Origin of the sequence: Pseudomonas sp., from assembly GCF_030683065.1 — a bacterium.
Lineage (GTDB): Bacteria > Pseudomonadota > Gammaproteobacteria > Pseudomonadales > Pseudomonadaceae > Aquipseudomonas.
Map to the genome: position 1 here is coordinate 82,359 of NZ_JAUXMX010000046.1, position 26,298 is coordinate 108,656.

Annotated in this window: 22 protein-coding genes; 4 read left to right on the plus strand and 18 right to left on the minus strand. The window is 59.9% G+C overall.

Going from position 1 to position 26,298, the window contains the following annotated elements:
• Window positions 1-204: 204 nt before the first annotated feature.
• From ilvD to Q8K09_RS15375, 4 genes are all read right to left on the minus strand, one after another.
• A complete protein-coding gene (gene ilvD, locus Q8K09_RS15360; RefSeq protein ID WP_305255850.1) occupies window positions 205-1,884 on the minus strand; it encodes a dihydroxy-acid dehydratase in 1,680 nt (559 codons plus the stop codon).
• Window positions 1,885-2,104: 220 nt separating this feature from the next.
• A complete protein-coding gene (locus tag Q8K09_RS15365; RefSeq protein ID WP_305255851.1) occupies window positions 2,105-3,079 on the minus strand; it encodes a TerC family protein in 975 nt (324 codons plus the stop codon).
• Between the two features lie 63 nt (window positions 3,080-3,142).
• Window positions 3,143-3,562, minus strand: coding sequence for a hypothetical protein (locus tag Q8K09_RS15370; protein ID WP_305255852.1), 420 nt, complete (start codon window positions 3,560-3,562; stop codon window positions 3,143-3,145).
• Window positions 3,563-3,767: 205 nt separating this feature from the next.
• A complete protein-coding gene (locus tag Q8K09_RS15375) occupies window positions 3,768-4,088 on the minus strand; it encodes an HPF/RaiA family ribosome-associated protein (RefSeq protein ID WP_305255853.1) in 321 nt (106 codons plus the stop codon).
• Between the two features lie 123 nt (window positions 4,089-4,211).
• Between Q8K09_RS15375 and nhaR the strand changes: the two genes are divergently transcribed.
• Window positions 4,212-5,123 carry a transcriptional activator NhaR gene (gene nhaR / locus Q8K09_RS15380; protein WP_305255854.1) on the plus strand — a complete coding sequence of 304 codons (912 nt, stop codon included), beginning with the start codon at window positions 4,212-4,214 and terminating at the stop codon, window positions 5,121-5,123.
• Between the two features lie 418 nt (window positions 5,124-5,541).
• Here the strand turns inward: nhaR and hrpA are convergent, their stop codons facing one another.
• The 3 genes from hrpA to fadD2 form a co-directional block, all read right to left on the minus strand.
• On the minus strand, window positions 5,542-9,573 hold the full coding sequence (gene hrpA / locus Q8K09_RS15385) for an ATP-dependent RNA helicase HrpA (protein ID WP_305255855.1): 4,032 nt from the start codon (window positions 9,571-9,573) through the stop codon (window positions 5,542-5,544).
• Between the two features lie 323 nt (window positions 9,574-9,896).
• A complete protein-coding gene (fadD1, locus tag Q8K09_RS15390; protein WP_305255856.1) occupies window positions 9,897-11,585 on the minus strand; it encodes a long-chain-fatty-acid--CoA ligase FadD1 in 1,689 nt (562 codons plus the stop codon).
• A gap of 384 nt (window positions 11,586-11,969) precedes the next feature.
• Entirely contained in the window at window positions 11,970-13,658 is a 1,689-nt protein-coding gene (gene fadD2 / locus Q8K09_RS15395; RefSeq protein ID WP_305255857.1) for a long-chain-fatty-acid--CoA ligase FadD2, read from the minus strand.
• A 228-nt stretch (window positions 13,659-13,886) separates the two neighbouring features.
• Here fadD2 and Q8K09_RS15400 point away from each other — a divergent pair, with 228 nt between their 5' ends.
• The 3 genes from Q8K09_RS15400 (at window position 13,887) to Q8K09_RS15410 (ending at window position 15,975) form a co-directional block, all read left to right on the plus strand.
• Window positions 13,887-14,849, plus strand: coding sequence for an alpha/beta hydrolase (locus Q8K09_RS15400; protein WP_305255858.1), 963 nt, complete (start codon window positions 13,887-13,889; stop codon window positions 14,847-14,849).
• Window positions 14,846-15,316, plus strand: coding sequence for a MaoC family dehydratase (locus tag Q8K09_RS15405; protein ID WP_305255859.1), 471 nt, complete (start codon window positions 14,846-14,848; stop codon window positions 15,314-15,316). The genes Q8K09_RS15400 and Q8K09_RS15405 overlap by 4 nt, the downstream gene beginning before the upstream one ends.
• Window positions 15,317-15,468: 152 nt before the next feature.
• Window positions 15,469-15,975, plus strand: a complete 507-nt coding sequence (locus Q8K09_RS15410; protein ID WP_305255860.1) for a DUF1993 family protein — start codon at window positions 15,469-15,471, stop codon at window positions 15,973-15,975.
• A 341-nt stretch (window positions 15,976-16,316) separates the two neighbouring features.
• Here Q8K09_RS15410 and pdxJ read toward each other — a convergent pair whose 3' ends face one another.
• The 11 genes from pdxJ to Q8K09_RS15465 form a co-directional block, all read right to left on the minus strand.
• Window positions 16,317-17,060 (minus strand): pyridoxine 5'-phosphate synthase, encoded by a 744-nt coding sequence (pdxJ, locus tag Q8K09_RS15415; RefSeq protein ID WP_305255861.1) that lies wholly within the window; start codon window positions 17,058-17,060, stop codon window positions 16,317-16,319.
• Complete coding sequence (gene recO, locus Q8K09_RS15420) at window positions 17,053-17,745, minus strand: DNA repair protein RecO (RefSeq protein WP_305255862.1); 693 nt, start codon at window positions 17,743-17,745, stop codon at window positions 17,053-17,055. Before recO ends, pdxJ begins: the two co-directional genes overlap by 8 nt.
• A gap of 139 nt (window positions 17,746-17,884) precedes the next feature.
• Complete coding sequence (gene era, locus Q8K09_RS15425; RefSeq protein WP_305255863.1) at window positions 17,885-18,787, minus strand: GTPase Era; 903 nt, start codon at window positions 18,785-18,787, stop codon at window positions 17,885-17,887.
• Complete coding sequence (rnc, locus tag Q8K09_RS15430; RefSeq protein WP_305255864.1) at window positions 18,780-19,469, minus strand: ribonuclease III; 690 nt, start codon at window positions 19,467-19,469, stop codon at window positions 18,780-18,782. Before rnc ends, era begins: the two co-directional genes overlap by 8 nt.
• Window positions 19,466-19,843, minus strand: coding sequence for a DUF4845 domain-containing protein (locus tag Q8K09_RS15435; RefSeq protein WP_305255865.1), 378 nt, complete (start codon window positions 19,841-19,843; stop codon window positions 19,466-19,468). Before Q8K09_RS15435 ends, rnc begins: the two co-directional genes overlap by 4 nt.
• A 98-nt stretch (window positions 19,844-19,941) precedes the next feature.
• Window positions 19,942-20,796: a signal peptidase I gene (gene lepB / locus Q8K09_RS15440; RefSeq protein WP_305255866.1), complete on the minus strand. Its 855-nt coding sequence runs from the start codon at window positions 20,794-20,796 to the stop codon at window positions 19,942-19,944.
• A gap of 5 nt (window positions 20,797-20,801) precedes the next feature.
• Window positions 20,802-22,601: a translation elongation factor 4 gene (gene lepA, locus Q8K09_RS15445; protein ID WP_305255867.1), complete on the minus strand. Its 1,800-nt coding sequence runs from the start codon at window positions 22,599-22,601 to the stop codon at window positions 20,802-20,804.
• Window positions 22,602-22,803: 202 nt separating this feature from the next.
• Window positions 22,804-24,231, minus strand: coding sequence for a DegQ family serine endoprotease (locus Q8K09_RS15450; protein ID WP_305255868.1), 1,428 nt, complete (start codon window positions 24,229-24,231; stop codon window positions 22,804-22,806).
• 35 nt (window positions 24,232-24,266) lie between these two features.
• Window positions 24,267-24,722 carry a SoxR reducing system RseC family protein gene (locus Q8K09_RS15455; RefSeq protein WP_305255869.1) on the minus strand — a complete coding sequence of 152 codons (456 nt, stop codon included), beginning with the start codon at window positions 24,720-24,722 and terminating at the stop codon, window positions 24,267-24,269.
• Window positions 24,719-25,675: a MucB/RseB C-terminal domain-containing protein gene (locus Q8K09_RS15460; protein ID WP_305255870.1), complete on the minus strand. Its 957-nt coding sequence runs from the start codon at window positions 25,673-25,675 to the stop codon at window positions 24,719-24,721. Before Q8K09_RS15460 ends, Q8K09_RS15455 begins: the two co-directional genes overlap by 4 nt.
• Before the next feature lie 8 nt (window positions 25,676-25,683).
• Window positions 25,684-26,277 (minus strand): sigma-E factor negative regulatory protein, encoded by a 594-nt coding sequence (locus Q8K09_RS15465; protein WP_305255871.1) that lies wholly within the window; start codon window positions 26,275-26,277, stop codon window positions 25,684-25,686.
• Between the last annotated feature and the right edge of the window lie 21 nt (window positions 26,278-26,298).

Below are 26,298 nucleotides of genomic sequence, written 5' to 3' on the forward strand. Positions count from 1 at the left end.
CGAACTGGTTGCGCACGTTCACGACCGACCGCAACTGACCCCATCCGCCCGTCGTGATAGGCGGCTATCGGCTAGGAGCGGTCATTACGGTATGCCTGAAAAAGCAGGAGCGATTCACTTCGAGGAACTCTTGCATTTCCACGGCCCATCTTATCGGGCCCATAAACGCTCCTTTTCATTTGTCTCAATCGCCAATTGCTCGGCCTACTTGTCGGTAACGGCTCCTTCCGCGGCGCTGGACACCAGCTTTGCGTACTTGGCCAGCACACCTCGTGTATAGAGCGGGGCCGGTTGTGTCCAACGCGCACGGCGCTCGGCGAGAACGGCATCGGACACCGCAACGTGGATCTCGTGGGTTTCGGCATCGATAGTAATCCCATCGCCGTTTTCAATCAGTGCAATCGGGCCGCCATCAAAAGCTTCCGGCGTGATGTGACCGACCACAAAACCGTGCGAGCCACCGGAGAAGCGGCCGTCGGTGATAAGTGCGACGTCCTTACCCAGTCCCTTACCCATGACTGCCGAGGTCGGCGAGAGCATTTCGCGCATGCCTGGCCCTCCCTTAGGGCCTTCGTAACGGATCACGATGACATCGCCCGCGACTACTTCGCCATAGAGGATGCCGGCCAGTGCCTCTTCCTCTCGGTTGTAGACGCGTGCTGTACCTTTGAAGCGCAGACCTTCCTTGCCGGTAATCTTGGCGACTGAGCCGGTCGGCGCGAGGTTGCCGTGCAGGATGACCAGGTGCGAGTCTTTCTTGATCGGCTGGTCGAAGGGTCGAATGATGTCTTGGCCGGCTGGATAGTCGGCGACGTTGGCCAGGTTTTCGGCCAGCGTATTGCCCGTCACGGTGAGCACGTCGCCGTGCAGCAGGCCGGCGTCGAGCATGCGCTTCATCAGCGGCTGGATACCACCGATGGCAACCAGTTCGGACATCATGTACTTGCCGCTGGGGCGCAGGTCGGCCAGCACCGGTGTGGTCTTGCCAATGCTGGTGAAGTCTTCTAGCGTCAACGGCACATCCACGGCATGGGCCATGGCCAGCAAGTGCAGCACGCCGTTGGTGGAGCCGGCCAGCGCAATGATGACGCGGACGGCGTTCTCGAAGGCTTTACGCGTCATGATGTCGCGCGGTTTGATGTCGAGCGCGATCAACTCCAGCACTTGCTGACCGGCCCGGAAAGAGTCCGAGGCCTTGTCGCTGGAGATGGCATCCTGTGCTGAGGAGCCCGGCAGCGACATGCCCATGGCCTCAATGGCCGAGGCCATGGTGTTGGCAGTGTACATGCCACCGCAGGAGCCCGGCCCCGGTATTGCGGTCTCTTCGATGTGTTTAAGCTGGATCAGGTCGAGTTCGCCCTTGGCCTGCTGACCCACCGCCTCGAACACCGAGATAATGTCGGTGTGGCCGCTGCCGGGCTTGATGGTGCCGCCATAAACGAAGATTGCCGGACGGTTCAGTCGCGCCATGCCGATAAGGCAGCCGGGCATGTTCTTGTCGCAGCCCCCAACGGCGACGAGGCCGTCGAAACCTTGGCAGCCGACCACTGTTTCGATGGAGTCAGCGATGACCTCACGCGACACCAGCGAATACTTCATGCCCTCGGTGCCGTTGGCGATGCCGTCGGAAACGGTGATGGTGTTGAAGATGACCGCCTTGCCCCCCGCCGTATTGGCACCTTTTTCGGCCTCTTCCGCGAGCTTATTGATGTGCATATTGCAGGGGGTGACATTGGCCCACGTCGAGGCGATACCGACCTGCGGCTTGTTGAAGTCCTCGTCGGTGAAACCAACCGCGCGCAACATGGCACGGGCGGGGGTCGACTCGATACCATCCACCACGAGGGAGGAATACTTGCGCATACGTTCAGTGATCTCAGTCATCTTAAATTCTCAAAGTAGCTTTCGCGAGCGTACATGCGTGCCGCGCTGGGTCAACAAGTGGCCCAAGATTGTCTCGATAGATGCATTGCCAGCACCCGTGTAGGCACCAGCAACGAGCACGCCCTGCATCATGAGGCTCCCATCTGCGCTGTTTCGATGAGTTTCCACGCAATCCTTCCTCCAGCGCTGGCCCCATTAGAGCTGGTGGGCAGAGTGCATCTCAGTTTGCTCTGCGCGTGGCGATCAAACTGGCAATTACGCTCGAGCCAATCAAGATAGCGACGATGGCGAGCGAAGCCTGCACCGGTACGTGATACCAGGGCGCGATCAGCATCTTGGCACCGATGAAGGTGAGTACCATGGCCAGGCCGTATTTCAGCAGATGGAAACGGTCCGCCACGTCAGCCAGCAGGAAATACAGCGCGCGCAGGCCCATGATGGCGAAGATGTTGGAGGTGAAGACGATGAAGGGGTCGGTGGTGATGGCGAAAATGGCCGGAATGGAGTCCACCGCGAACACCAGGTCGGTGACCTCGATCATAATCAGCACCAGAAATAGTGGCGTGAAATAGCGCACGCCATTCTTTTTTACGCTGAATTTCTCGCCGTGATAGTCCTCGGTGATGCGCAGATGTCGGCGTGCGAATTTTAGTACCGGGTTCTGTTCTAGGTCGGGCGTCTTTTCCGCCATGACCAGCATGCGTATGCCGGTGACCACCAGAAAGGCACCGAAGATATAGAGTACCCAGGAATATTCGCGCACCACCCAAGCCCCGGCGAGGATCATTATCGCGCGCAAGACGATGGCGCCAAGCACGCCGTAGATGAGCACCCGACGCTGGTATTCGGCTGGGATGTGGAAGGCCGTGAAGATCAGCAGGAAGACAAACACGTTGTCCACCGACAGCGATTTCTCGATCAGATAACCGGTGAAAAACTCCAGAGCCTTCTGGTCGGCGACTTCCGGACCCACTGTGCCGCTGAGATACCACCACAGGCCGGCGTTGAAGGCGAGCGCCAGGCTAAACCAGGCCAGCGACCATAGCCCCGCCTCCTTAACGCTCACTTTGTGCACCTTGTTGCCGCCGAACACGAACAGGTCCAGCACCAGCATGATCAGAACGAAAGCGATAAATGCGGCCCACATCCAGGGTTCGCCGATGGAGATAATGGGGCTCGCATCAATGAGGCTCATATAAAAGTCCTTGGTTGTTATTCAAAGCTGGGCTTGCGCGCATCGCATCGAACGCCTCAAAAATCACGGCGACGACAGTTTCAAACGAATCACTACCTGATCACCTTGGTGGCGCAGCAAAGACAGGTCGACGGACTCCGCGTCACGATTGAAGCGGTGTTGCTCGCCCTCGGTGGTGGCAGAGATCACCTCGTGGGCATAGTTCTCCGCAGCGAAGCCATGGACGTAGTGCGCCAGAACCGCTGCGAATGCTGCGCTGCCGGCGTAACGCACCTCGACGATTTCCCCTTCGCGCACAAAGTAGCTGCGCACTAAGCCGGGGAAGCGCGGCACCGGCCCGACATCACTGCCACTGACGTCGTTCGCCGGTAGATCCACGACTAACCCCGGCAACCACTTGCCTGCCTGCTCCTTCACCCCTGCCGGCATCCACTGTTCGGTCTGCTCGCGCAGCCCTGGCGCTACCTGTTCGACCTGTGTCATAGCCTCGCCGGCGAAACGTTTGCCCGCGTCTGAAGCGGTTGCTACATGACCCCATAGCCAGGACAGAACCGCAATGCCGGCCCAGACCAGTAGACCGATGAAAGCAAGTACCGCAGCCCCTAGCATCAGCCAAGTGCGCACGCGTATTTGTTTAAACATCGATGTTGCGTGTGCCAGAAACCCGTGCCTACGAACGCTATTCATATCAACCTCGCTGAAATTGGCTATTGAGATGACCGTGTAGGCGCTGCCGCTCCAGCGTTCGCCCAGCACGGTCCACTGCGCGATTGATCGCGACATGGATGTCCGCTTCAGTGTCTTCGATGAAAATATCGGGCCGGCCCTCGACGCGGATATGGAGGTGACAGTGCAGGGCCGCCCCAGTGCTGCCCACGCTGGACAGGCAGACGGTGATCCGCAGCTCCCGAGCCTGAAAGCGACTCAGGGCGAACTGCAAACGCCGCTCTATATGGGTACGCAACGTCTCAGACAACATGAGCTCACGAGTCTGGATGTCGATCTGCATCCCCCTCTCCTTTAGCCCTAACTCAGGTTTCAAAGGTCAATCCTAAGTTTGCTTCTGCATCAAGAAAAGCAGATTATTCTTTATGATTACATCGGTACAGACTGATAGCGAGCCTCACTGCCCATGCTCAATTACAAACAGCTTTACTATTTTTGGAACGTCGCCAAGGCTGGAAGCATCACGCGTGCAGCCGAACGACTGCATCTCACCCCCCAAACGATTAGTGGCCAGCTCGCTGAGCTAGAGCGGGCATTGACCACGGATTTGTTCCGCCGTGTCGGTAGGCGCCTCGAGCTGACGTCTGCGGGAAAACTGGCGCTGTCCCATGCCGACGAGATATTCCAGATAGGTAACGAGCTCGAACAATCGTTACGCAGTGGGGCCACCAGTGGGGAGCTGTCGTTTCGGGTGGGGGTTGCCGACGCGGTGCCAAAAACACTCGCTTATCAGCTGTTGGCGCCGGCAATGGCGTTAGCTGAGTCCGTGCGCCTCATATGCTACGAGGACAAGTTAGAGCGACTGTTCGCAGAGCTGGCCATTCACCAACTCGACTTGGTGATTTCGGATCGGCCGCTGCCCTCCGAATTGGGGGTGAAAGGCTACAACCACGCGCTGGGGCAATGTGCCATCGCCTTTTATGCGGTGCCGGAATTGGCCGCGCGCTACCGGTCGGATTTTCCACGGTCTCTGGACGGTGCCCCTTTTTTACTGCCTGGAGATAAGGCGGCGGTTCAGGCACCGTTGATGCGCTGGTTCAGCGAGCACCAGATCCAGCCACGCATCGTCGGTAAATTTGACGACAGCGCACTAATGAAAGCCTTCGGTAAGGCCGGTGTGGGCATCTTCCCTGCGCCAATAATACTGAGCGATGACATTAGGGGGCAATATGGGGCCGAGGTTATTGGCTGCGCCCATGAGGTCATGCTGCGCTACTACGCAATCTCCATCGAGCGCAGGCTTACCCATCCCGCCGTCGTGGCGGTTAGCGAGGCGGCGAAAAAATCCTTGTTCAACGAAGCAGAACCTATTCGGTAGCGTAGTGTTCTTTGGGCAGGTGTTCGCTACGTTGGTGTCTCAGAATGAGCCTCTAAAGGCCCAGGCTTGAGTTAAGAATGAAGATATCAGCTTTGTTCGCCCAGGGCAGGTAGTGAAACTCAAGTTGAATTGCCTACGTTTTGTAGACAGCGTGAGTGACCGCTTCCGACCCATAGCGGTCGGTGGCGCGAGGCAATAAATGGCCGTTTTCTGCCCGCCTAAACAGGCAGCAACGGATCAATTGCTGCCGCAAATGACCGAAACCGCCCGGCGATGAATAATCCGAGTCAAGCGCACAGCGCAGTTGGTGGCTGAGTCACCTTCAGGGGCTTCAGCCCATCTGCTTGTCCGCCAGGAAGTCGCTGAATGGGCGCCGTTGCGAGGCCGCAGCAGCAGGCGAGAGTTTTTTCACACGCTCTCAGCCTTCGACCTGGCTCCATTGCTTGGAAAGGCGCTTGTCCGATACCGCCAGCTTGGTGCCGAGCTGCTGGGCGAACAGCGACACCCGGTATTCCTCGAGCATCCAGCGATACTGGGTCAGCTGCGGGTCACGCTTGCCTTCCTTGCGGTGTTTGCCCAAGCGCGCCTGGTACTGCTCCCAGTAGCCGGCCAGCTCGCCGCTCCAGACCCGATCGCGTTGCAGTTGGCCGCCGATCTTGTCCAGGCGCTGTTCGATGGCTTTCAGGTAACGCGGCAGCTCCTTGAGCCATTCGCCCGGGGTTTCGCGGACGAACCCGGGGTAGACCAGGTTGCCCAGCTGCAGCTTGATGTCGTTCAGGGCGATGGCCTGGGCCAGGTCGATCTTGCCCTTGAAGCGCTTCTGCAGGCTGTGCCAGAGCTTGAGAATCTCCAGGGTCAATTTGCCCAGGCGCTCGGCGTGACTGCTCCAGTCGCCGCGCTTCTTCTCGGCCAGGGTCGCCAGAGCGACGCCATCGCGGGGCAGCGTGGCTTCGCCGTCAAGAATGCAGCTGTCCAGGCTGGCCAACAGGATGTCTTCGACCAGCGCCTCGACCCGACCCAGGTCACGGTGCAACAGGCTCAGTTCGGTCAGCCCCGGCAGCTTGCCGCGCAAAAATTTAGCCGGCTCAGCCAGCTGTTGCAGCAGTAGACGCTGCAAGGCGCGGCGGTGCTGGAATTCGGCTTCGGCCTGGGTCGGGAAGCGGCCTTCCTTGACCGTACCGCTCTCCTCCACCAGCGCCGGATAAACGGTCATCGACAGGCCGGCAATCTGCTGCTGGGTTTTTTCGGCCACGGCGACGAAGGCTTTGGCCTCGACCGATTTCTGACTCTTCTCGGTCTGCGGCAAGGCTAGTGCAGCCTGGCTGGCTTCGGCGAAGCGCGCGCACAGCTCGGCCAGGTCGCGGCCCTCACCGAGCAGCTTGCCGTGGGTGTCGACCACCTCCAGGTTCATCTTCAGGTGACTGTCGAGCTGAGCTTCGGCCTCGACCCAGGCCTCCTCGCTCACCCGCACCCCGGTCATGCGCTGCAGTTCACGACCGAGGGCGGCGGACAGACTGCCCTCGCCGACGCTCAACTTGCTCAGCGCGGCGCCAATGAAATCCGGCACCGGCACGAAGTTCTTGCGCAGGGCCTTGGGCAGGTTACGCACCAAGGCAATACACTTGGCTTCCAGCAGGCCGGGCACCAGCCATTGCAGGCGCTCGGCAGGCAGTTGCGGCAGCAACGGCGCTGGCACGCGCAGGGTGACGCCGTCGCGCAGGTGGTTGGGCTCGAAGTGGTAGCTCAGCGGCAGGGTCAGTTCACCTAACCGCAGGGTGTCCGGATACTGCGCGGCGGTGATTTCCTTGGCATCGCGGGCCAGCACGTCTTCTTCGCGCATGATCAGCAGTTGCGGGTCTTTCTGGCTCTCGAGTTTGTACCAGCTGTCGAAGGTCGCAGCCTGGTGGATCTCCGCCGGCAAGCGCGCGGCGTAATAGTCGAACAGGGTTTCCTCGTCGGCGAGAATGTCACGCCGACGGGCCTTGGCCTCCAGCTCGTCGAGCTGCTCCAGCAACTTGCGGTTAGCGCTCAGGCATTTGGCCCGGGAGAGGATTTCACCACCGACCAGACCCTCGCGAATGAACAGCTCGCGCGAGACCACAGGGTCGATCGGGCCGTAATGCACCGGCCGGCGACCGACCACAATCAGGCCGTAGAGGCTTATCTGCTCAAAGGCCACCACCTGGCCGCGCTTCTTCTCCCAATGCGGTTCCAGGTGGTTCTTCTTGATCAGGTGCGGCGCCAGCGGCTCGATCCAGTCCGGCTCGATTTTGGCCACCATACGGGCAAACAGCTTGGTGGTCTCGACCAGTTCGGAGGCCATGATCCAGGTGGGCTTCTTGCGCCCGATCACGCTCGATGGGTGCACCCAGAAACGCCGTTGGCGTGCGCCGAGGAAGTCGCCGTCCTCGGTCTTCTGGCCGATCTGACTGAGCAGCCCGGAGAGGATCGCCTTGTGCACCGCGGCGTAGCCCTGGGCGCGTTGCGCGGCCTCGTCCTTGTCCTTGTCGATGCCATTCGCCGGGGCGATCGCCTGCTGCGCCGAACCGCCTTTCGTAGGATGGCGTTGAGCGGAGCGATACCCATCAGCGTTGCCGTTACCTTCGGCGAGCTTCAGCTCACGGGCAATCAGCACCAGCTGGCGGTGCGCATCGCGCCATTCGCGCAGGCGCAGGTAATTGAGGAAATTCTTCCGGCACCAGCTGCGCAACGCGCCGGAACCGAGGGCCTGGCGCTGCTCCTCGAAGCCACGCCACAGGTTGATCAACGCGGCGAAGTCGGAATCCACGTCCTTCCACTGCGCGTGGGCCTGGTCGGCGGCCTGCTGGCGGTCCGAAGGTCGCTCACGCGGGTCCTGCACCGACAGGCTGCTGGCGATGATCAAGACTTCTTCGAGACTGCCCTGGCTGGCGCCTTCCAGCACCATGCGCCCGAGCCGCGGGTCCACTGGCAGGCGCGCCAGTTGGCGACCCAGCGCGGTCAATTGGCCTTCGCGGTTGACCGCCGAGAGTTCCTGCAACAGGTTGAAGCCGTCGCTGATGGCCTTGCCGTCCGGCGGTTCGATAAAGGGGAAATCCTCGATCTCGCCCAGGCGCAGATGCAGCATCTGCAGGATCACCGCCGCCAGGTTGGTGCGCAGAATTTCAGGATCGGTGAAGGCTGGCCGGCCGTTGAAGTCTTCCTCGCTGAACAGGCGCACGCAGATACCTGGTTCCACGCGTCCGCAGCGGCCCTTGCGCTGATTGGCACTGGCCTGGGACACGGCCTCGATCGGCAGGCGCTGGACCTTGGCGCGGTAGCTGTAGCGGCTGATCCGCGCCGTGCCGCTGTCAATCACGTAGCGGATGCCCGGCACGGTCAGCGAGGTTTCGGCGACGTTGGTGGCCAGGACGATCTTGCGCGCGCCCATGGGCGCGAAAATCTTCTGCTGCTCGGCCGGGCTGAGGCGTGCATACAGCGGCAGCACTTCGCTGAACCTCAGGTTGGCCTTGCGCAGCACCTCGGCACAATCGCGGATCTCGCGCTCGCCAGGGAGGAACACCAGCACATCGCCGGGACGCTTGCCTTCGCTCTTCTCGAAGGCAGCGATTTCTTCCAGCGTGGCGAGAATCGCCTGATCGACCGAGAGGTCTTCCTCGACCCGGTTGCCGTCCTCGTCCTGCTCGGATGTCAGTGGCCGGTACCAGGTATCGACCGGAAAGGTACGCCCGGAGACTTCAACGATAGGTGCGCCGCCAAAGTGCTCGGAAAAACGCTGCAGGTCGATGGTCGCCGAGGTGATGATCAGCTTGAGGTCGGGACGACGCACCAGCAGGGTTTTCAGATAGCCGAGCAGGAAGTCGATGTTCAGGCTGCGCTCGTGGGCTTCGTCGACGATCAGGGTGTCGTACTTTTCCAGGTAGCGGTCGTGCTGGGTCTCGGCCAGCAGGATACCGTCGGTCATCAGCTTGATCAGGCTGCGCTCGCTGCTCTGATCCTCGAAACGCACCTGATAGCCGACCAGCTCACCGAGTGGCGTGCCAATTTCTTCCGCCACCCGCATGGCGACACTGCGCGCGGCCAGGCGCCGGGGCTGGGTGTGGCCAATCAGGCCATGCACGCCGCGCCCCAGCTCCAGGCAGATCTTCGGCAACTGGGTGGTCTTGCCCGAGCCGGTCTCGCCAGCGATCACCACCACCTGATGCTTGGCGATGGCGGCCTTGATCTCCTCGCGCTTGGCGGCGATCGGCAAGGCATCATCGTAGCGCATGATCGGCACGCTCAGGCGGCGCGCCTCGACCTTGGCCGTTGATGCCTGAAAGCGTTCCAGCCACTGCGCCAGCTTGCTCTCGTCAAGCGGACTCTGCTTGCGCAGCTCAAGCAACTGGCGACGCAGGCGATGACGATCGACCTGCAGGGCTTGATCGAGGTTTTGCAGGAGGTGGTCGGTGTCAGTAATCGGATCGGTCATCAGGCAGCCGTGGCAAAGCAGTGTAGGCACGCACGCGCACCCAGCTAGAAATAATAGGCGGGGATTGTCGCAGATTTGCGCCGTGAAAAACGACAGCGTGTAGGTGAGCCCGGATGGCGTCTGCCGGGAGGGAGGCAGGCACGGACGGCGCTCCGGGCGGCCGGGGCGCCGTCCGCCCGGAACGCAGCGACAACCCTCCCGCGTTTATGTCGCGCCCTGCGGCGAGTGGCACCCTATGGATGGCGGACAGCCAGCCAAGCCATATGGATCGGTAAAACGTCAAAACCCCGCACGGGGCGGGGCTTTGGTTGTATAGCCGAGGTTTACTTGGCGGCCAGTTTCTTCAGCTCTTCGTCGCGCAGTTCGCGGCGCAGGATCTTGCCGACGTTGGTGGTCGGCAGCGTATCGCGAAACTCCACAGCCTTCGGCACCTTGTAGCCGGTGAGATTGGCACGCATGTGCTCCATGACCTGCTCCTTGGTCAGGGTCACGCCCGGCTTGACGACCACGAATATCTTGATCGCCTCGCCCGACTTCTCGTCCGGGATGCCGATAGCCGCGCACTGCAACACACCCGGCAGGGTGGCCAGCACGTCTTCCAGTTCGTTGGGGTAAACGTTGAAGCCGGACACCAGAATCATGTCTTTCTTGCGGTCGACGATACGCATGTAGCCGTCTTCCTGGATCACCGCGATGTCACCGGTCTTCAACCAACCGTCAGCGTCGAGGATTTCGTCGGTGGCATCCTGGCGCTGCCAGTAGCCCTTCATCACCTGCGGGCCCTTGACACACAACTCGCCAATCGCGCCGAGCGCCAGTTCATTGCCTTCGTCGTCGATAACCTTGCATTCGGTGGAGGGTACCGGGATGCCGATGGTGCCCAACTGAATGTTCTGGATCGGGTTAACCGAGGCCACCGGGCTGGTTTCGGTCATGCCAAAGCCTTCGCAAATCGGGCTACCGGTCACCTGAGTCCAGCGTTCAGCGGCTGCCAATTGCAAGGCCATGCCGCCGGACAGGGTAATTTTCAGGGCCGAGAAGTCGAGCTTCTGAAATTCTTCGTTGTGGCACAGGGCAACAAACAGCGTGTTGAGGCCGACAAAGCCGCTGAACTTGTAGCGCGACAGATCCTTGACCATACCTGGCAAGTCACGCGGATTGGTGATCAGTACGTTGTGGTTACCGATCAACATCATGGCCATGCAGTGAAAGGTGAACGCATAGATGTGATAGAGCGGCAGCGGCGCAATCACGATCTCGCTGCCTTCATTCATGTTCGACGCCATCATCTCGCGGGCTTGCAGCATGTTGGCGATCAGGTTGCGATGGGTCAGCATCGCGCCCTTGGCCACACCAGTAGTGCCGCCGGTGTACTGCAGTACGGCAATCTCGCTATTGGCTGGGTTGGCGTCCTTGACACTCTTGCCACGACCTTTGCTCAGTGCTTCGGTGAACTTGATGGCGTGCGGCAGGTTGTAGGCCGGCACCATCTTCTTCACGTACTTGACCACACTGTTGACCAGCAGGCGCTTGAGCGGCGGCAGCATGTCGCCGACTTCAGTGATGATGACCGTCTTGATCCCGGTCTTGGGCACCACCTGCTCGACCAGATGGGCCATGTTGGCCAGGCTGATCAGCGCTTTGGCGCCGGAGTCATTGAACTGGTGTTCCATTTCCCGCGCGGTGTACAGCGGGTTGGTGTTGACGACTACCAGGCCGGCGCGGATGGCGCCAAATACGGCAATCGGGTATTGCAGGACGTTGGGCAACTGCACCGCGATGCGATCGCCAGGTTGCAGATCGGTGTGCTGCTGCAAATAAGCAGCAAAGGCACCGGACAGTTCGTACAGCTCGCTGTAGCTGATGGTCTTGCCAAGGTTGCTGAAGGCAGGCTTGTCAGCGAAGCGCTGGCAGGACTGTTGCAGTACCGCCTGAATATTCGGGTACTGATCGGGATCGATTTCGGCAGCAATCCCGACGGGATACTTGTCCTTCCAAAAATTTTCGGTCATGGACGCCCACTCCTAAGCAACAGCTGATCTTCACCGCGCAGAGGCGGTTGTTTATTGTATGTTTGCCTACTTTCAGGCCTATCAGACAGCCAAAAAGCGGCCCGAGAGTAGCAGCTTTGCCCAAGAGCGCCTAGCACCAAACAGTGCCTTGCCAGTGCCAAACGTGACTAATTATTAAAATATAGTCACCTCGCGCACATGTCACCTACGCCTTGCCTGGCAAGCCTTACACAGGTTGGTGTACCCCTGTAGGTTGATGTTGAGCCCAGCGAAGCCCAACAGGTGATGACTTGCCGCCTGGGCCAAATCCGGAGGGCCGGTGTCGCCAGCCCGGGAGCTGGTCGGATTTAACCCTGTTCTGCAGCGCAAGAGCCCGACAGGCTGCTAGGCGATATCGCGCAGCTCGCGGCGGAGGATCTTGCCCACCGGGGTCATTGGCAAGGAGTCGCGGAAAACAATGTGCTTGGGCACCTTGTAGCCGGTGAAATTTTCCTTGCAGAAAGCCTTCAACTCCTCGGCACTCAGACCACTATCACGGGCAACGACAAACAGCTTGACCGCCTCGCCGGACTTTTCGTCAGGCACACCAATCGCCGCACAACTGACCACTTGCGGGTGGCCCATGACCACGTCCTCGATCTCGTTGGGGTACACATTGAAGCCGGAGATGATGATCATGTCCTTCTTGCGGTCGACGATGCGCACAAAGCCATCTGGATCGATTACCCCAATGTCGCCGCTCTTGAACCAGCCCTCGGCGTCCAGTACCTCGCGAGTAGCTTCTTCACGCTGCCAATAGCCCTTCATCACCTGCGGGCCCTTGATGCACAACTCGCCGCGCTCGCCCAGCGCCAGCGTGTTGCCATCGTCATCGATGATCTTGAACGCCGTGCCTGGCACCGGAATACCCACCGTCCCCAGGCGTGCCTGAGCGCCGTAGGGGTTGGTGCTGGCCACTGGTGCAGTCTCGGTGAGGCCGTAGCCTTCGACCACTGTGCAGTCGGTGATGGCCTGCCAACGCTCGGCGGTGGCCTTGACCAGCGCGGTGCCGCCGGAGTTGGTGACCTTGAGCTTGGAGAAATCCAGGTTCTTGAATTGCGGGTGATCCATCAAGGCAACGAACAGGGTATTGAGCCCAAGCAGTGCGGAAAACTGCCATTTGCCCAGTTCCTTGATGAAGCCGGCGATGTCGCGCGGGTTGGTGATCAGCACGTTGTGGTTGCCATTGACCATCATGCACATGCAGTTCGCGGTAAACGCATAGATATGATAAAGCGGCAGCGGCGCGATCATGATTTCCTGGCCCTGCTTCATCAGCGGGCTGCCGTCCTCCCCCAACTGCGACAGGCAGGCATCGACCTGCAGCATGTTGGCCACCAGGTTGCCGTGGGTCAGCATGGCGCCCTTGGCCACCCCGGTGGTGCCGCCGGTGTATTGCAATACAGCAACATCGTCATGGCCGATCTTAACCGGCTTGATCCCGCGCCCATGCCCCTGCTTGAGTGCCACCTTGAACGACACGGCCTGAGGCAGATGGTAGTCCGGCACCATCTTCTTGACCTTCTTCAGTACGGTATTGACCAGCCAACCCTTGAGGGGCGGCAACATGTCGCCCATCCGCGCTTCGATCAGGTAGTCGATCTCGGTGTCGGGCAGCACATCCTGCACCAGCTTGCCGAACATGTTCAGGTAGACCAGGGCACGCACACCCGCATCCTTGAACTGATGACGCATCTCGCGGGCGGTGTACAGCGGGTTGGTGTTGACCACGATCAACCCGGCGCGCATGGCGCCGAACACCGCAATCGGGTATTGCAGGATATTGGGCATCTGCACGGCAATCCGGTCGCCGGGTTGCAGGTCGGTATTTTTTTGCAGGTAGCTGGCAAAGGCGCCGGACAGTCGATCCAGCTCGGCATACGTCAGGGTCACGCCCAGATTGCTGAACGCCGGGCGGTCGGCGAACTTCTTGCACGAGCGCTCGAACACCTCGATCACCGACGAGTAGGCACTCATGTCGATAGTATTGGGCACACCGGCCGGGCGTTTGTCGTTCCAGAAATCAGGCTGCATTATTTTTATCCTCGTCCCCTGAAAGTGTCTACTCCGCGGTGTCCGTCATGGCAAAAAATCACCACGACGGCCGGCAAGAGGCTGACCGGACGTTAGCAGCTCCGCTACGTAGCGCAAATACTTGCGGGGCGTCATTGACAGCGTGAATCTTCGATCACGCCATACGGCTGGGAAAAGCCTACGCGCAAGCTCTACAATGCCAGGCTTCCAACGGCCGAAGGATCCGCCATGCAGCACAATGCCTTTTGGCTCAGTAGCAGCGATGCCGTGCCGCTCTATGTGAACCACTGGTTTGCCGAACAACCGCCAAAAGCGGTGGTGATGGTGGCCCATGGCATGGCCGAACACAGCGGGCGCTATGCTCGCCTGGGCGCCGCCTTGGTCGCTGCGGGCTTCGAACTCTATGCCCACGACCAGCGCGGCCACGGCAAGACAGCCGAAAACGGTCGCCTAGGGCACTATGCGGACGCCAATGGCTGGGATCTGGTTGTGGGCGACCTGGCGTGCCTCAACCATCATATTCGTCAGCAGCACCCGCAGACGCCGATCTTCCTGCTGGGCCACAGCATGGGCAGCTACATCGGCCAGGCTTATTTAATGCAGCACAGCTGCAGCCTGCAGGGCGCCATCCTGTCCGGCTCCAACTACCAGCCACCGGCGCTGTACCGCGCAGCCCGGCTGATTGCCCGCTTCGAGCGCTGGCGCCAGGGGCCTACCGGAAAAAGCGCACTGATCGAGTGGATATCCTTCGGCGCGTTCAACAAGGCCTTCACGCCCAACCGCACCCGCTTCGACTGGCTGAGCCGCGACCCTGCCGAAGTAGATGCCTACCTCAACGACCCGCTCTGCGGTTTGCGCTGCAGCAACCAGTTATGGCTCGACCTGCTCGACGGCCTGCTGCAGATCACCCCGCGGCATAACCTGGCGCAGATCGACTGCAAACTGCCGCTGCTGGTGATCGGCGGCGCCTGCGACCCGGTCAGCGACGGCAAGCGCTTAACCGACCTGACCACCGCCCTGCGCGAGGCTGGCCATACCCAGGTGCAACTTAAAATCTATCCGGGTGCTCGCCACGAGCTGCTCAACGAGAGCAACCGTGACGATGTCACCGCCGACTTGATCGACTGGCTGGAACAGGCCCTGAGCCATCCCCGCCAGCTTCACCCAAAGCCCCAGGAGAAACACCCATGAGTCAAAGCAGCAACACGCCTTACGACGTTTTAGAAGTAGGCCAGACCGCGAGCTACAGCAAGACCGTCGAAGAGCGCGACATCCAATTGTTCGCCGCTGTTTCCGGCGACCGTAACCCCGTGCACCTGGATGCCGAATACGCCGCCACCACCATGTTCAAGGAGCGTATCGCCCACGGCATGTTCAGCGGCGCCCTGATCAGCGCGGCAGTGGCCTGCGAACTGCCCGGACCCGGCACCATCTACCTGGGCCAGCAAATGCGCTTCACCGCCCCCGTAAAGCTCGGCGACACCCTCACCGTACGCCTGGAAATCCTGGAAAAGCTGCCAAAATTCCGTGTGCGTGTTGCCACTCGGGTGTTCAACCAGAATGACGAACTGGTCGTCGACGGTGAGGCAGAAATCCTCGCCCCGCGTAAACAGCAGACTGTAGAGCTGGCCGAGCTGCCGCCAATCACCATCGGTTAAGCCTCGATTTTTTGCGGAGGTGCTATTCGCCTCCGCTGATCGCGGGCTCGATGAGGGGGTGGACCGCCCCTCCCGTCAACTAATCCTGTACAGGCCGCCCGCAAGAACACCCTTGTAGCGAGCCTTCCCCCATTGTTTCACTGGAGAATTCCATGTCCCTGTCCATGCACCAAGCCTCTGTACCGGTGTTTATCCGCCAACTCGGCAACCTCTCGACCATCCTCGGCCTGGCAGCCACCGACGCCGAAAACCGCAAGATCGAGCCCGCTGTTCTGCTCAATGCCCGCCTGGCGCCGGACATGTTCCCGCTGATCCGCCAAGTACAGATCGCCTGCGATGGCGCCTTGGCTGGCACCGCACTACTGGCCAACATTGACGCTCCCGGCCAGACCGATGACGAAGCCAGCTTCGCCGAACTGCAGGCACGGATTGCCCGGGTTCAGGCCTTTCTGCAAGGCATCAGCGCAGCCCAGATCGACGGCAGCGAAGAACGCACCGTGACCCTCTCGCGTCGCGGCAAGGACACCCACTTCCAGGGCCAGGCCTTCCTGCTCGATCACGTCATGCCGAACTTCTATTTCCACCTCACTACCGCCTACGCCATTTTGCGCCACAACGGCGTAGCCATCGGCAAGCGCGACTTCCTCGGCACCCGCTGAGCAACAAGACCAAGGGTGGGGCTCTTGCGGAAACACCGAACGGTCCAGACTGGATTGTTCGGCTCACATCCAGTTGAGGTCTCCACCCACGGCACTGGCGTCACGACAACACAGCAATCTCGGAACTTAGTGGGCCTGGCGGCGCAGGGCATATGCGCACTAACGGCGCCCTTGCCGAGCGCCGCACAACGCAGCGCGCGCACTGGGGCCATTGATGCAATGGCCCGAAAAATAACCGTGGACGGGCTGGGGCTCCATGCCCAGATGCAGGTTAGCCGGATAATCTAGCAGGCTGTTGAAACACTACCTGCGCAGCTAATCCTGCGTTGTTCAACGGCCTGCTAGCGATTAGCCGCCGCGAGTATCAACTGTTTCATCTCCACCACCGCCTGCTTGAAACCGACAAACAGCGCATGGGCGACCAGCGCGTGGCCGATGTTCAGCTCGTTGATCCCCGGGATCGCTGCCACCGGCTCGACATTGTGGTAGTGCAGGCCGTGACCGGCGTTGACGATCAGGCCATGGGCCAGGCCGCAGGCCACGCCGTCGCGAATCCGCGCCAACTCCCTGGCTGTTTCGGCCGGGGTAACAGCATCGGCATAGCGCCCGGTATGCAGTTCGATAGCCGGCGCACCGACGCGTTTGGAGGCTTCGATCTGCTGCGGGTCAGGGTCGATGAACAGCGAGACTTCGCAGCCGATCCGACTCAGGCGCTCCACGGCGGCGCGAATCCGCGCTTCTTGCCCTGCCACATCCAGGCCACCCTCAGTAGTCAGCTCCTGACGAGTTTCCGGTACCAGACAGACGTGTTCGGGACGAATGCTTTCGGCGAAGGCGAGCATCTCTTCGGTGACGCCCATCTCGAAGTTCATCCGCGTCTGCATGACCTCCTTGAGCATCCGTACGTCGCGCTCCTGGATATGTCGGCGGTCTTCGCGCAGGTGCACGGTGATGCCATCTGCGCCCGCCTCTTCGGCGTCCAGCGCGGCCTTGACCGGGTCCGGATAGCGCGTGCCGCGGGCCTGGCGCAGGGTCGCCACATGGTCGATGTTCACACCCAGCAGAATACGGTTAGCGTCAGTCACGTGGTGGCTCCTTGAGCGTCATGAACAGTTCGCGGCTGACCAGCGGTCGACCGCCTAAATGGGGCGCCAGCGCCTGGCGCATCAAGCGTTTGGCCGCGGCCAGGGCGCCCGGAGCGCTCCAGTCGGCCTCAGCCATGGCGAGTAATTGGTTGCCGTGAAACACCCCGGGCTGCAACTGGCCGACCGCCTCCAGGCCAGCGTCCGCTTGCAGGCGATAGAGGCCCGTCGCAATGATCGGTTGGCCCTGCCGGTCAACATCCAGGGCGAAACCATAGCCCAGCTCATCCAGCAAGCGCCACTCAAACGCGCGCAATAGCGGCTCCAGTGCCCGGCCTTGGGCCAGCGCCAGCACAGTCAGGGCGTAGTGTTCGAAGGTTGCAGGGTGCGGGTCTTGCTCGGGCAGCAAGCGGATCAGCAGTTCGTTCAGGTAGAGACCACTGAACAGCGCCTCACCACGCAACAGATTGGGGATGCCGGCGGCTTCGAGACGGCTGACATTCTTCAGCTCGCCGCGCCCGCGAAATTCCACTTCCAGCGGCACGAACGGCCGTGCCAGAGTACCAGCCTTGCCCCGCGCACCGCGCATAACCGCGCGCAAGCGGCCTTGCGGAGTAAGGAAATCCACCAGCGCACTGCTCTCGCGGTAGGCACGGCTGTGCAGGACATAGGCAGGCTGAGAGGTCATGGATTGTTGACTGCCACGTTCAGGATGGGTTGGCTGCCAGCCCTACAGCCGAGTCAAGGCAGCGTTTCTGCGTGCGGCGTAACCTACGAAGTGGCAGTGTCCTAGCCAATGCGGGCGCGAGGATGCGCCCGCCCGTTGCTCACATATTGTCGTAACCCAGGGATCGCAAGGCGCGTTCGTCGTCCGACCAACCGCTTTTGACCTTGACCCAGAGGTTGAGCATGACCTTGGAGTCGAACATCACTTCCATGTCCTTGCGCGCCTCCTGGCCGATGCGTTTGATCCGCTCGCCCTTGTCGCCAATGATAATTTTCTTCTGACCGTCGCGCTCGACCAGGATCAGCGCATGGATATGCAGAATGCGCCCGTCGCGCTTGAATTCCTCGATTTCCACGGTGATCTGATACGGCAACTCGGCGCCGAGCTGACGCATGACCTTTTCGCGCACCAGTTCGGCGGCGAAAAAACGGCTGGAGCGGTCGGTGACCTGATCTTCCGGGAAGAAATGTACGCCCTCGGGCAAACGCTCGCCGACCAGTTTTTCCAGGGTATCGAGGTTATGCCCGTGCTGCGCGGAGACCGGCACGATCTCGGCGTTGGGCAACTGGGTGGCCAGCCACTCGAGATGCGGCATCAGATCGGCCTTGTCTTCAAGGCGGTCGGTCTTGTTGATCGCCAGGATAACCGGCCCCTGCACATACTGAATACGCTCGAGCACCATCTGGTCCTCATCGGTCCAGCGGGTGCGGTCGACCACAAAGATCACCACGTCGACATCTTTCAGCGCCGACGAGGCGTTCTTGTTCATATAGCGGTTGAGGGCTTTCTCGTTGTTCTTGTGCAGGCCGGGGGTGTCGACATAGATCGCCTGGATCTCGCCTTCGGTCTTGATCCCGAGCATGTTGTGCCGGGTGGTCTGCGGCTTGCGCGAGGTGATCGCCAGTTTCTGGCCGAGGATGTGGTTGAGCAGGGTCGACTTACCCACGTTGGGCCGGCCAACAATGGCGACATAGCCACAGCGTGTAACGGGTGTATCAGTCATGCCCATTCTCCACCCCGAGGGCAATCAAGGCAGCGGCTGCAGCGACCTGTTCGGCGATGCGACGGCTGGCACCCTGGCCCAGGGTTTTATCATTCAGTAAGGAAATCTGGCATTCGACGACGAATGTCCGGCAATGCGGATCGCCCTGGATATCCACCACGTCATAGCGCGGCAGTTCACAGGCACGCGATTGCAGAAATTCCTGCAAGCGGGTTTTAGGATCCTTGTTGGTATCGACCAGCGTCAGACTTTCCAGTTCATTGGTCAACCAGGCAACCACCCGCTCGCGCGCAGCGTCCATTCCGGCATCTAGGTAGATGGCGCCGATCAGTGCTTCGAGGGCATCGGCGAGAATCGACTCACGGCGAAAACCACCGCTTTTCAACTCGCCCGAACCGAGCCGCAAGTAGTCACCCAGATCAAAGCCGCGCGCCAGGATGGCCAGGGTCTCGCCCTTGACCAGGCGCGCACGCAAACGTGAAAGCTGGCCTTCGCGCGCCAAGGGGAAGCGCTCGAACAGCGCCTCACCGGCAACGAAGTTGAGAATGGCGTCACCAAGGAACTCCAGGCGCTCATTGTTGCGCCCGGCGAAACTGCGGTGGGTGAGCGCCAGCACCATCAGGTCCTGGTCTTTGAAGGTATAACCGAGCTGGCGCTCCAGACGAGCTAACGAAACACTCACGGCATGCGCACGCGGTATTCTTTGTCGAACCGGACCACCAGATCGAGATTCTCGATCAGCGGCTCGCGCTTTTCATACTTCAGATGAGCGCGAAACTCATTATTTTCAATTTTCACTTTAAGGGCTTCTTTTAAATCCAGATCACGAATGCTGTTGACCTCCATGCCCTTGCCGACATGGCCATAGAAAGCGCCGACCGAGCGGATATCCATGGTTTGATCAGTTTCCACCGAGGTAATTATTTTATCCATCGACATATAGTCGAGGTAGTGCGGCAACATCTTGAATGCCGTGCTGGCGAAGAACGCCACAAACGCGAGCACCATCAACCAGCTCAGTATCGACAAGCCTTTCTGCGAACGCGCAAATGTCATGTTTGCCCCCAAGTTCGATCAATGTGAGTGCCCGGCGGGCTAAGACTATATATAGCCTGCGGCGCCGTATTGAACAGCGCCGCAAAATAGGCGAAACGTCAGTAAATCAAACCAACGCGAGAGAAATTCGGCAGGTTACGCAGTTTCGGGTCAGGCCAGCTCATCCAGATGGCGAACGCTTTACCGACGATATTCTGATCCGGCACCATGCCCATCAGCGGTTTGGGGATAGCGGGATCATTCCAGTAACGGCTGTCGTTGGAGTTATCGCGGTTGTCGCCCATCATGAAGTAATGCCCTTGCGGCACTACCCACTCACGTCCTGGCTCGGCCCGATAACGCGTCATTTCCTTGCGAATCTGGTGTTCGGTCGCGCCCAGCCGCTCTTCATAAAGAGCCACGCTACCCAGGCTGCCAGGCTCTTCGCCGAGCAATTGCTGAGCTACTGGCTGCCCGTTGACGAACAGACGTTTGTCGCTGCTGTAGCGAATCTGATCACCCGCCAGGCCCACTACACGCTTGATGTAGTTGATATTCGGGTCGCTCGGATAACGGAACACCATGACATCGCCGCGCTGCGGGTCGTCCACCTCGATGATCTTGGTATCCAGTACCGGCAGGCGAATCCCGTAGGCAAACTTGTTGACCAGGATAAAGTCGCCCACTTCCAGGGTTGGCTTCATCGAGCCGGACGGAATCTGAAACGGCTCGACCAGAAAGGAGCGCAACACCAGCACAATCGCCAGGACAGGGAAGAACGATTTACCGTACTCCACCAGCAAGGGTTCTTTGTTCAGGCGCTCGACCACCGCCTCGTCAGGCTGGTTGACCTGACCACGGTAATTGGCAATCGCCGTGCGCCGACGCGGAGCCAGAAAGACCAGATCAAACAGCGCCAGCACACCACAAACGGCGACGGCGATTACCAGCAACAACGGGAAATTTAGCGACATAAGACCTAACTATCCAACCTGAGCACAGCGAGGAAGGCTTCTTGTGGAATTTCCACGTTGCCGACCTGCTTCATCCTTTTCTTACCGGCCTTCTGCTTTTCCAGCAGCTTGCGCTTACGGCTTACATCGCCACCGTAACACTTGGCCAGCACGTTCTTTCTGAGTGCCTTGACAGTGGTACGCGCCACAATCTGCCCGCCAATGGCGGCCTGAATTGCCACATCGAACATCTGCCGCGGAATCAGCTCTTTCATCTTTTCGGTCAACGCACGACCTTTGTAGTGCGCATTGTCGCGGTGCACGATCAACGCCAGGGCGTCGACCTTTTCACCGTTGATCATCACGTCCAGCTTGACCAGATTGGCCGACTGATAACGATCGAAGTGATAGTCCAGCGAGGCATACCCACGGCTGGTCGACTTCAGGCGATCGAAGAAGTCCAGGACCACCTCGTTCATCGGCAGGTCGTAGGTCACCTGCACTTGCGAGCCGAGGAACAGCATGTCGTGCTGGATGCCACGCTTCTCGATACACAGGGTGATGACGTTACCCAGGTGCTCCTGCGGCACCAGAATATTGGCCCGCACGATCGGCTCACGCATGTCTTCGATGGTCGACAGGTCGGGTAGCTTGGACGGGTTATCGACGTAGACCGTCTCACCGGTCTTGAGCAGCAGCTCAAAAATAACCGTCGGTGCAGTGGTGATCAGGTCCAGGTCGTACTCGCGTTCAAGGCGCTCCTGAATGATCTCCATGTGCAGCATGCCGAGGAAGCCACAACGAAAACCGAAGCCTAGGGCATCAGAGCTTTCCGGGGTGTACTGCAAGGAGGAGTCATTCAGCGTGAGCTTTTGCAGGGCCTCACGGAAATCCTCGAAGTCGTCGGAGCTGACCGGGAACAGGCCTGCATACACCTGCGGCTGGATGCGCTTGAAGCCTGGCAGCATGTCGACGTCAGGCGTGGAGCTCAAGGTCAGGGTATCGCCCACTGGCGCACCGTGAATGTCCTTGATACCGGCAATAATAAAGCCTACTTCGCCAGCCTTGAGGTCAACCGTAGCGCTGTGCTTGGGATTGAATACGCCGACGCTGTCAACCAGGTGAATCTTGCCGGTGGACTTCACCAGCACCTTGTCACCCTTCTTGATCCGCCCGTGACGCACGCGCACCAGGGAAACCACGCCAAGGTAGTTGTCGAACCAGGAGTCGATGATCAGCGCCTGCAAAGGCGCCTCAATATCACCGGTCGGCGCGGGAATGGTCTGCACCAGACGCTCGAGCACCTCGTCAACACCCTGGCCGGTCTTGGCACTGCAGGTCACGGCATCAGTGGCATCGATGCCAATGATCTTCTCGATTTCATCTTTGACCCGGTCCGGATCGGCCTGCGGCAGGTCGATCTTGTTCAGTACCGGCATCACCTCGAGGCCTTGCTCGATGGCGGTGTAGCAGTTGGCCACCGATTGCGCCTCGACGCCCTGACCAGCATCGACCACCAGCAACGCACCTTCACAGGCGGCCAGGGAACGACTGACTTCATAGGTGAAGTCGACGTGCCCGGGGGTGTCGATGAAGTTCAACTGGTAGGTCTTGCCGTCGCGCGCCGTGTAATACAAGGTCACGCTGTGCGCCTTGATGGTAATCCCGCGCTCACGCTCAAGATCCATGGAGTCCAGCACCTGGGCTTCCATTTCACGATCAGCCAGGCCACCACACATCTGGATAAAACGGTCAGCCAGGGTGGACTTGCCGTGATCAATGTGGGCGATGATGGAGAAATTTCTTATATGGCTCAGGTCACTCACAGGACGACACTCGAAAAGGTCGCAGGCACAGCCCGCCGAAAATAGCCGTGAAGTGTACCCGATTGGCGCCGCAGCAGTCACGCGCAGGTGCCAATCGGCGGATATGAAGAAGGGCGATCGAAATCGCCCTTCTTTAATCTTGCGGGTAGCGCCCCGACACCAGCTGCGACGCCGCTTTAGCGACGAGCAGCCCGCACCGAGATCACTCGGCCAATTTGAAGGTAATGAAGCTGGCGCGCCCCTGGCGTAGCACACGCATTGATACAGAGCGGTTCTTCGGTAAATCCTGAGCCACTTGGGTAAAGGTTTTTGCCGAGTCAATTGCCTGATTGTTCAAATGCGTAATCACATCGCCCGGACGCAAACCGATCAGGGCAGCGGGACCGTCGAGCACTTCGCTGATAACCACACCGCCTTTAAGGTCGAGGCTTTTCTTCTGTTCGGCGGTCAGCTCAACCACCTTGACCCCAAGGCGATTGCTGCTGCGCTCGTCGCCAGGGCCAGTCACGCCAGCCACGGTTTCGCCATCTTCCGGCAAGGCACCGATGGTCAGCTTGAGCTTCTTGCGTGCGCCTTCGCGCACCACATCCAACTCGGCTTTGCTGCCTGGCTTCAGGCGACCCACCAGATGCGGCAAATCACCCGACATAACGATCGGGGCGCCATCTATATTGAGAATCACATCGCCAACCAGCAAACCGCCCTTGGCCGCCGGGCCGCCTTCAAGCACTTGAGCAACCAATGCGCCCGCAGGCTTGTCCAGACCAAATGACTCGGCAAGGTCCTTGTTCACTTCCTGAATCACCACGCCCAGCCAGCCGCGGCTGACCTTGCCGTCGGTTTTAAGCTGTTCGGCGACATCCAGGGCAACGCTCATGGGAATGGCGAAAGACAAGCCCATAAACCCGCCCGAACGGGTGAATATCTGCGAGTTGATCCCAACCACCTCTCCCGCCAGATTGAACAATGGGCCACCGGAGTTACCCGGATTGATTGCCACATCGGTCTGAATGAACGGCACATAGCTTTCATTTGGCAGGCTACGCCCCTTGGCACTGACGATGCCGGCAGTCACCGAATGGTCGAAGCCGAAGGGTGAGCCGATGGCCAGCACCCACTCGCCGACCTTCAGATCCTCGGACTTGCCTAACTTGACCGTTGGCAGATTTGTGCCTTCGATCTTGAGCAGGGCCACATCGCTGCGCGGATCGGCGCCGATTAGCTTGGCTTCCAGCTCACTGCGATCTGGCAGGCGCACGATTATTTCATCGGCACCGGCGACCACATGGTTATTGGTCAGTACGTAGCCATCGGCAGAGATAATGAAACCGGAACCCAGCGACTGCGCTTCACGCTGGCGACCACCGTTTGGCGCGCGCGGAACCTGCGGAATATTGCGCTCGAAGAATTCGCGAAAGATCGGCGGCAGGCCTTCAAGATCGGGAATAGCCAGCTCGCCAGCCCCCGACGCACGCGCCGGTATCTTTTGCCGGGTACTGATGTTGACGACTGCTGGCGCGGCCTCTTCGACCAACTCGGTAAAGTCCGGCAAGTTGGCCTGGGCAACCACCGCTTGCCCCAGAAGCAGGACAGCGACCGAAGCTGAGAAAAACCATTTCAGGCTAGGCATCGTTATGAAACTCCCCATCGAAAACCAGCAAAAGGCTAAAACGCCGCAGCGGAACCGGCGAGCAAGGCGCGCATGACCACAGGCTGCAAGGCCGGATCATCTGCTGTGCGAGCACTGTGCCAACGCACCGCCAACCAGGCTGCGAGCAAACCAACAAAGGCAGACAAAATAACCAACGGCTCCCCCCACGCCAACTGCTCGGCAAGCAAGGCAGCACTGAACAGCCCGATCAACGGCAGCAAATAGACCAATAACGAGCCACGCACCAGCAACTCCTCGCGCACGCCGATGATCACTGCATCGCCCACGCTCAAGTGCAGATCGCAGACTGCGCGCACATAGGCGGGACGGCCACTGGCACCCAGTTTTTCGAGTACGCCATGACCACATCCTGCGCTTACCGAGCAGCTGGAGCAGGTGCTTTTGCGCAAAGTCTCAACCCAGACCGCGCCGGGCTCGACCGCAACCACTCGCCCCTGCTCTTCGATCATTGCGGGGCCTGTGCCTCTGCGGGACGCATCGACAAGGCGACACGCTCTGCCGTACCCAAGGGTATCTCACCAACAACCGTAACCATCACGTCACCGTCATCAGTCACTAGCCGTCGTGAAACCGCGGCAGTCGGACCCAGCTGACTACGCGCATCCTCGGCCATGACACCACGCAGGGGTTCAAGAAATACCGAAAAACGCGCCATGCCATCGTCATAAACCAGGCAGGCCACTTGCTCATCGGAGACCGGGCTACGCCGCTCGGCGATACGCGTCAACGTAAAGCCTGGCGGCAGCCAGTCAGAGCGCCAGGCCTCGACGGCCTCAGTCTCAATCTCACTGGCAATGACGGGGTTGCAACCCGCGTCAGACTGCAGCTCCTGATCGGTGGGTAACGTACCTACATCGAGCTGGGTGAACTGGAAGCGCTCAAGCAACTGGCCCTTGTCATTCAGCAGCAAGAATTTCAACGGCAGGGCGCTTTCCTGATCCAGGTGCAACTCGACAGCGTAGCGATGCTGGTCACGCGGCGACAGCGAGAGCACCACAGCCGCTCGTCCGGCCACACGCGAATCGCCAATGACACGCAGATCATAGGATTCAAGCAAACGCTGAGCATTCAGATCGCGTGCCGCCCAGGCTTTCTGGTCACCAGCCTGGTCGACCAGGCTACCGCTGTCGCATTTTGTGCGGCCATCGACCCGCAGCACTTCACGCTCTGGCCCATCCAACTGCAATAAACGCTCGCGCACACCACCTGCATCATCTACCCGATGCCAGATGCTGTGGGTGGAAAAACTGCCATTGCGTTCATACACAAATACGCCTTGAAAGCTCTGGCTTCGCCCGGCATCTGCCAGGCGGAGTAGCCAATCTTGTGCTTCAACAGCAGCAGCAACAGGCAGTGCAAGGCAACTACCGAGCAACAAAGAGATGACGGGGATAAAGCGCATGCGCCTCCTTAGCGACTTTCCAAGCTTGCAGCACGCGCATAAGGCAGCGCACTTTCATGGGCATTTATAACCGCTTGCTGAGCATGTTGACGCAGATACGATGGCAGGCGTTGATCATGCCAGCCTGAAGCAGCTGCACCGGCAGCGTCAACCGCTGGAGGTTGCTCGCCAGTAGTACTGAAACCAGCAAGCATGGCTGGCCCCTGGACTTGCGGAGTGCTCAAGGCCGGCTGGGTAGCCTGCTGCGCCAATTGTGTACTCGCGACGTCGTCCTGATTATACAAACGCACCCCCGCAAGCACAGCTACCGTAACTGAAGCGGCCACTGCAAAGCGACCAATCGAACGCCACGGACCGCGAATAACGCTTTTACCCTGCACCGGCAAAGCTTCGTTGGCCAGCGCAGCAGAAACAGCGGCTGCAATGTCCAGACGCGGTTCTAGCAGTTCCTTGTGCATGACTGCTCGTGCAATTTGGTAGCGCGACCAGGTGGCACGCAGCTCGGCATCGTCGCTCGCATTGAGCACACGCCGCAGCTCCATTTCGTCCGCTTCGTTATCCATAACCGCGGACAGCGATTCCTGCAAGTCTTCACGACTCATGGCGGTTCCTCTCTTGGCTGT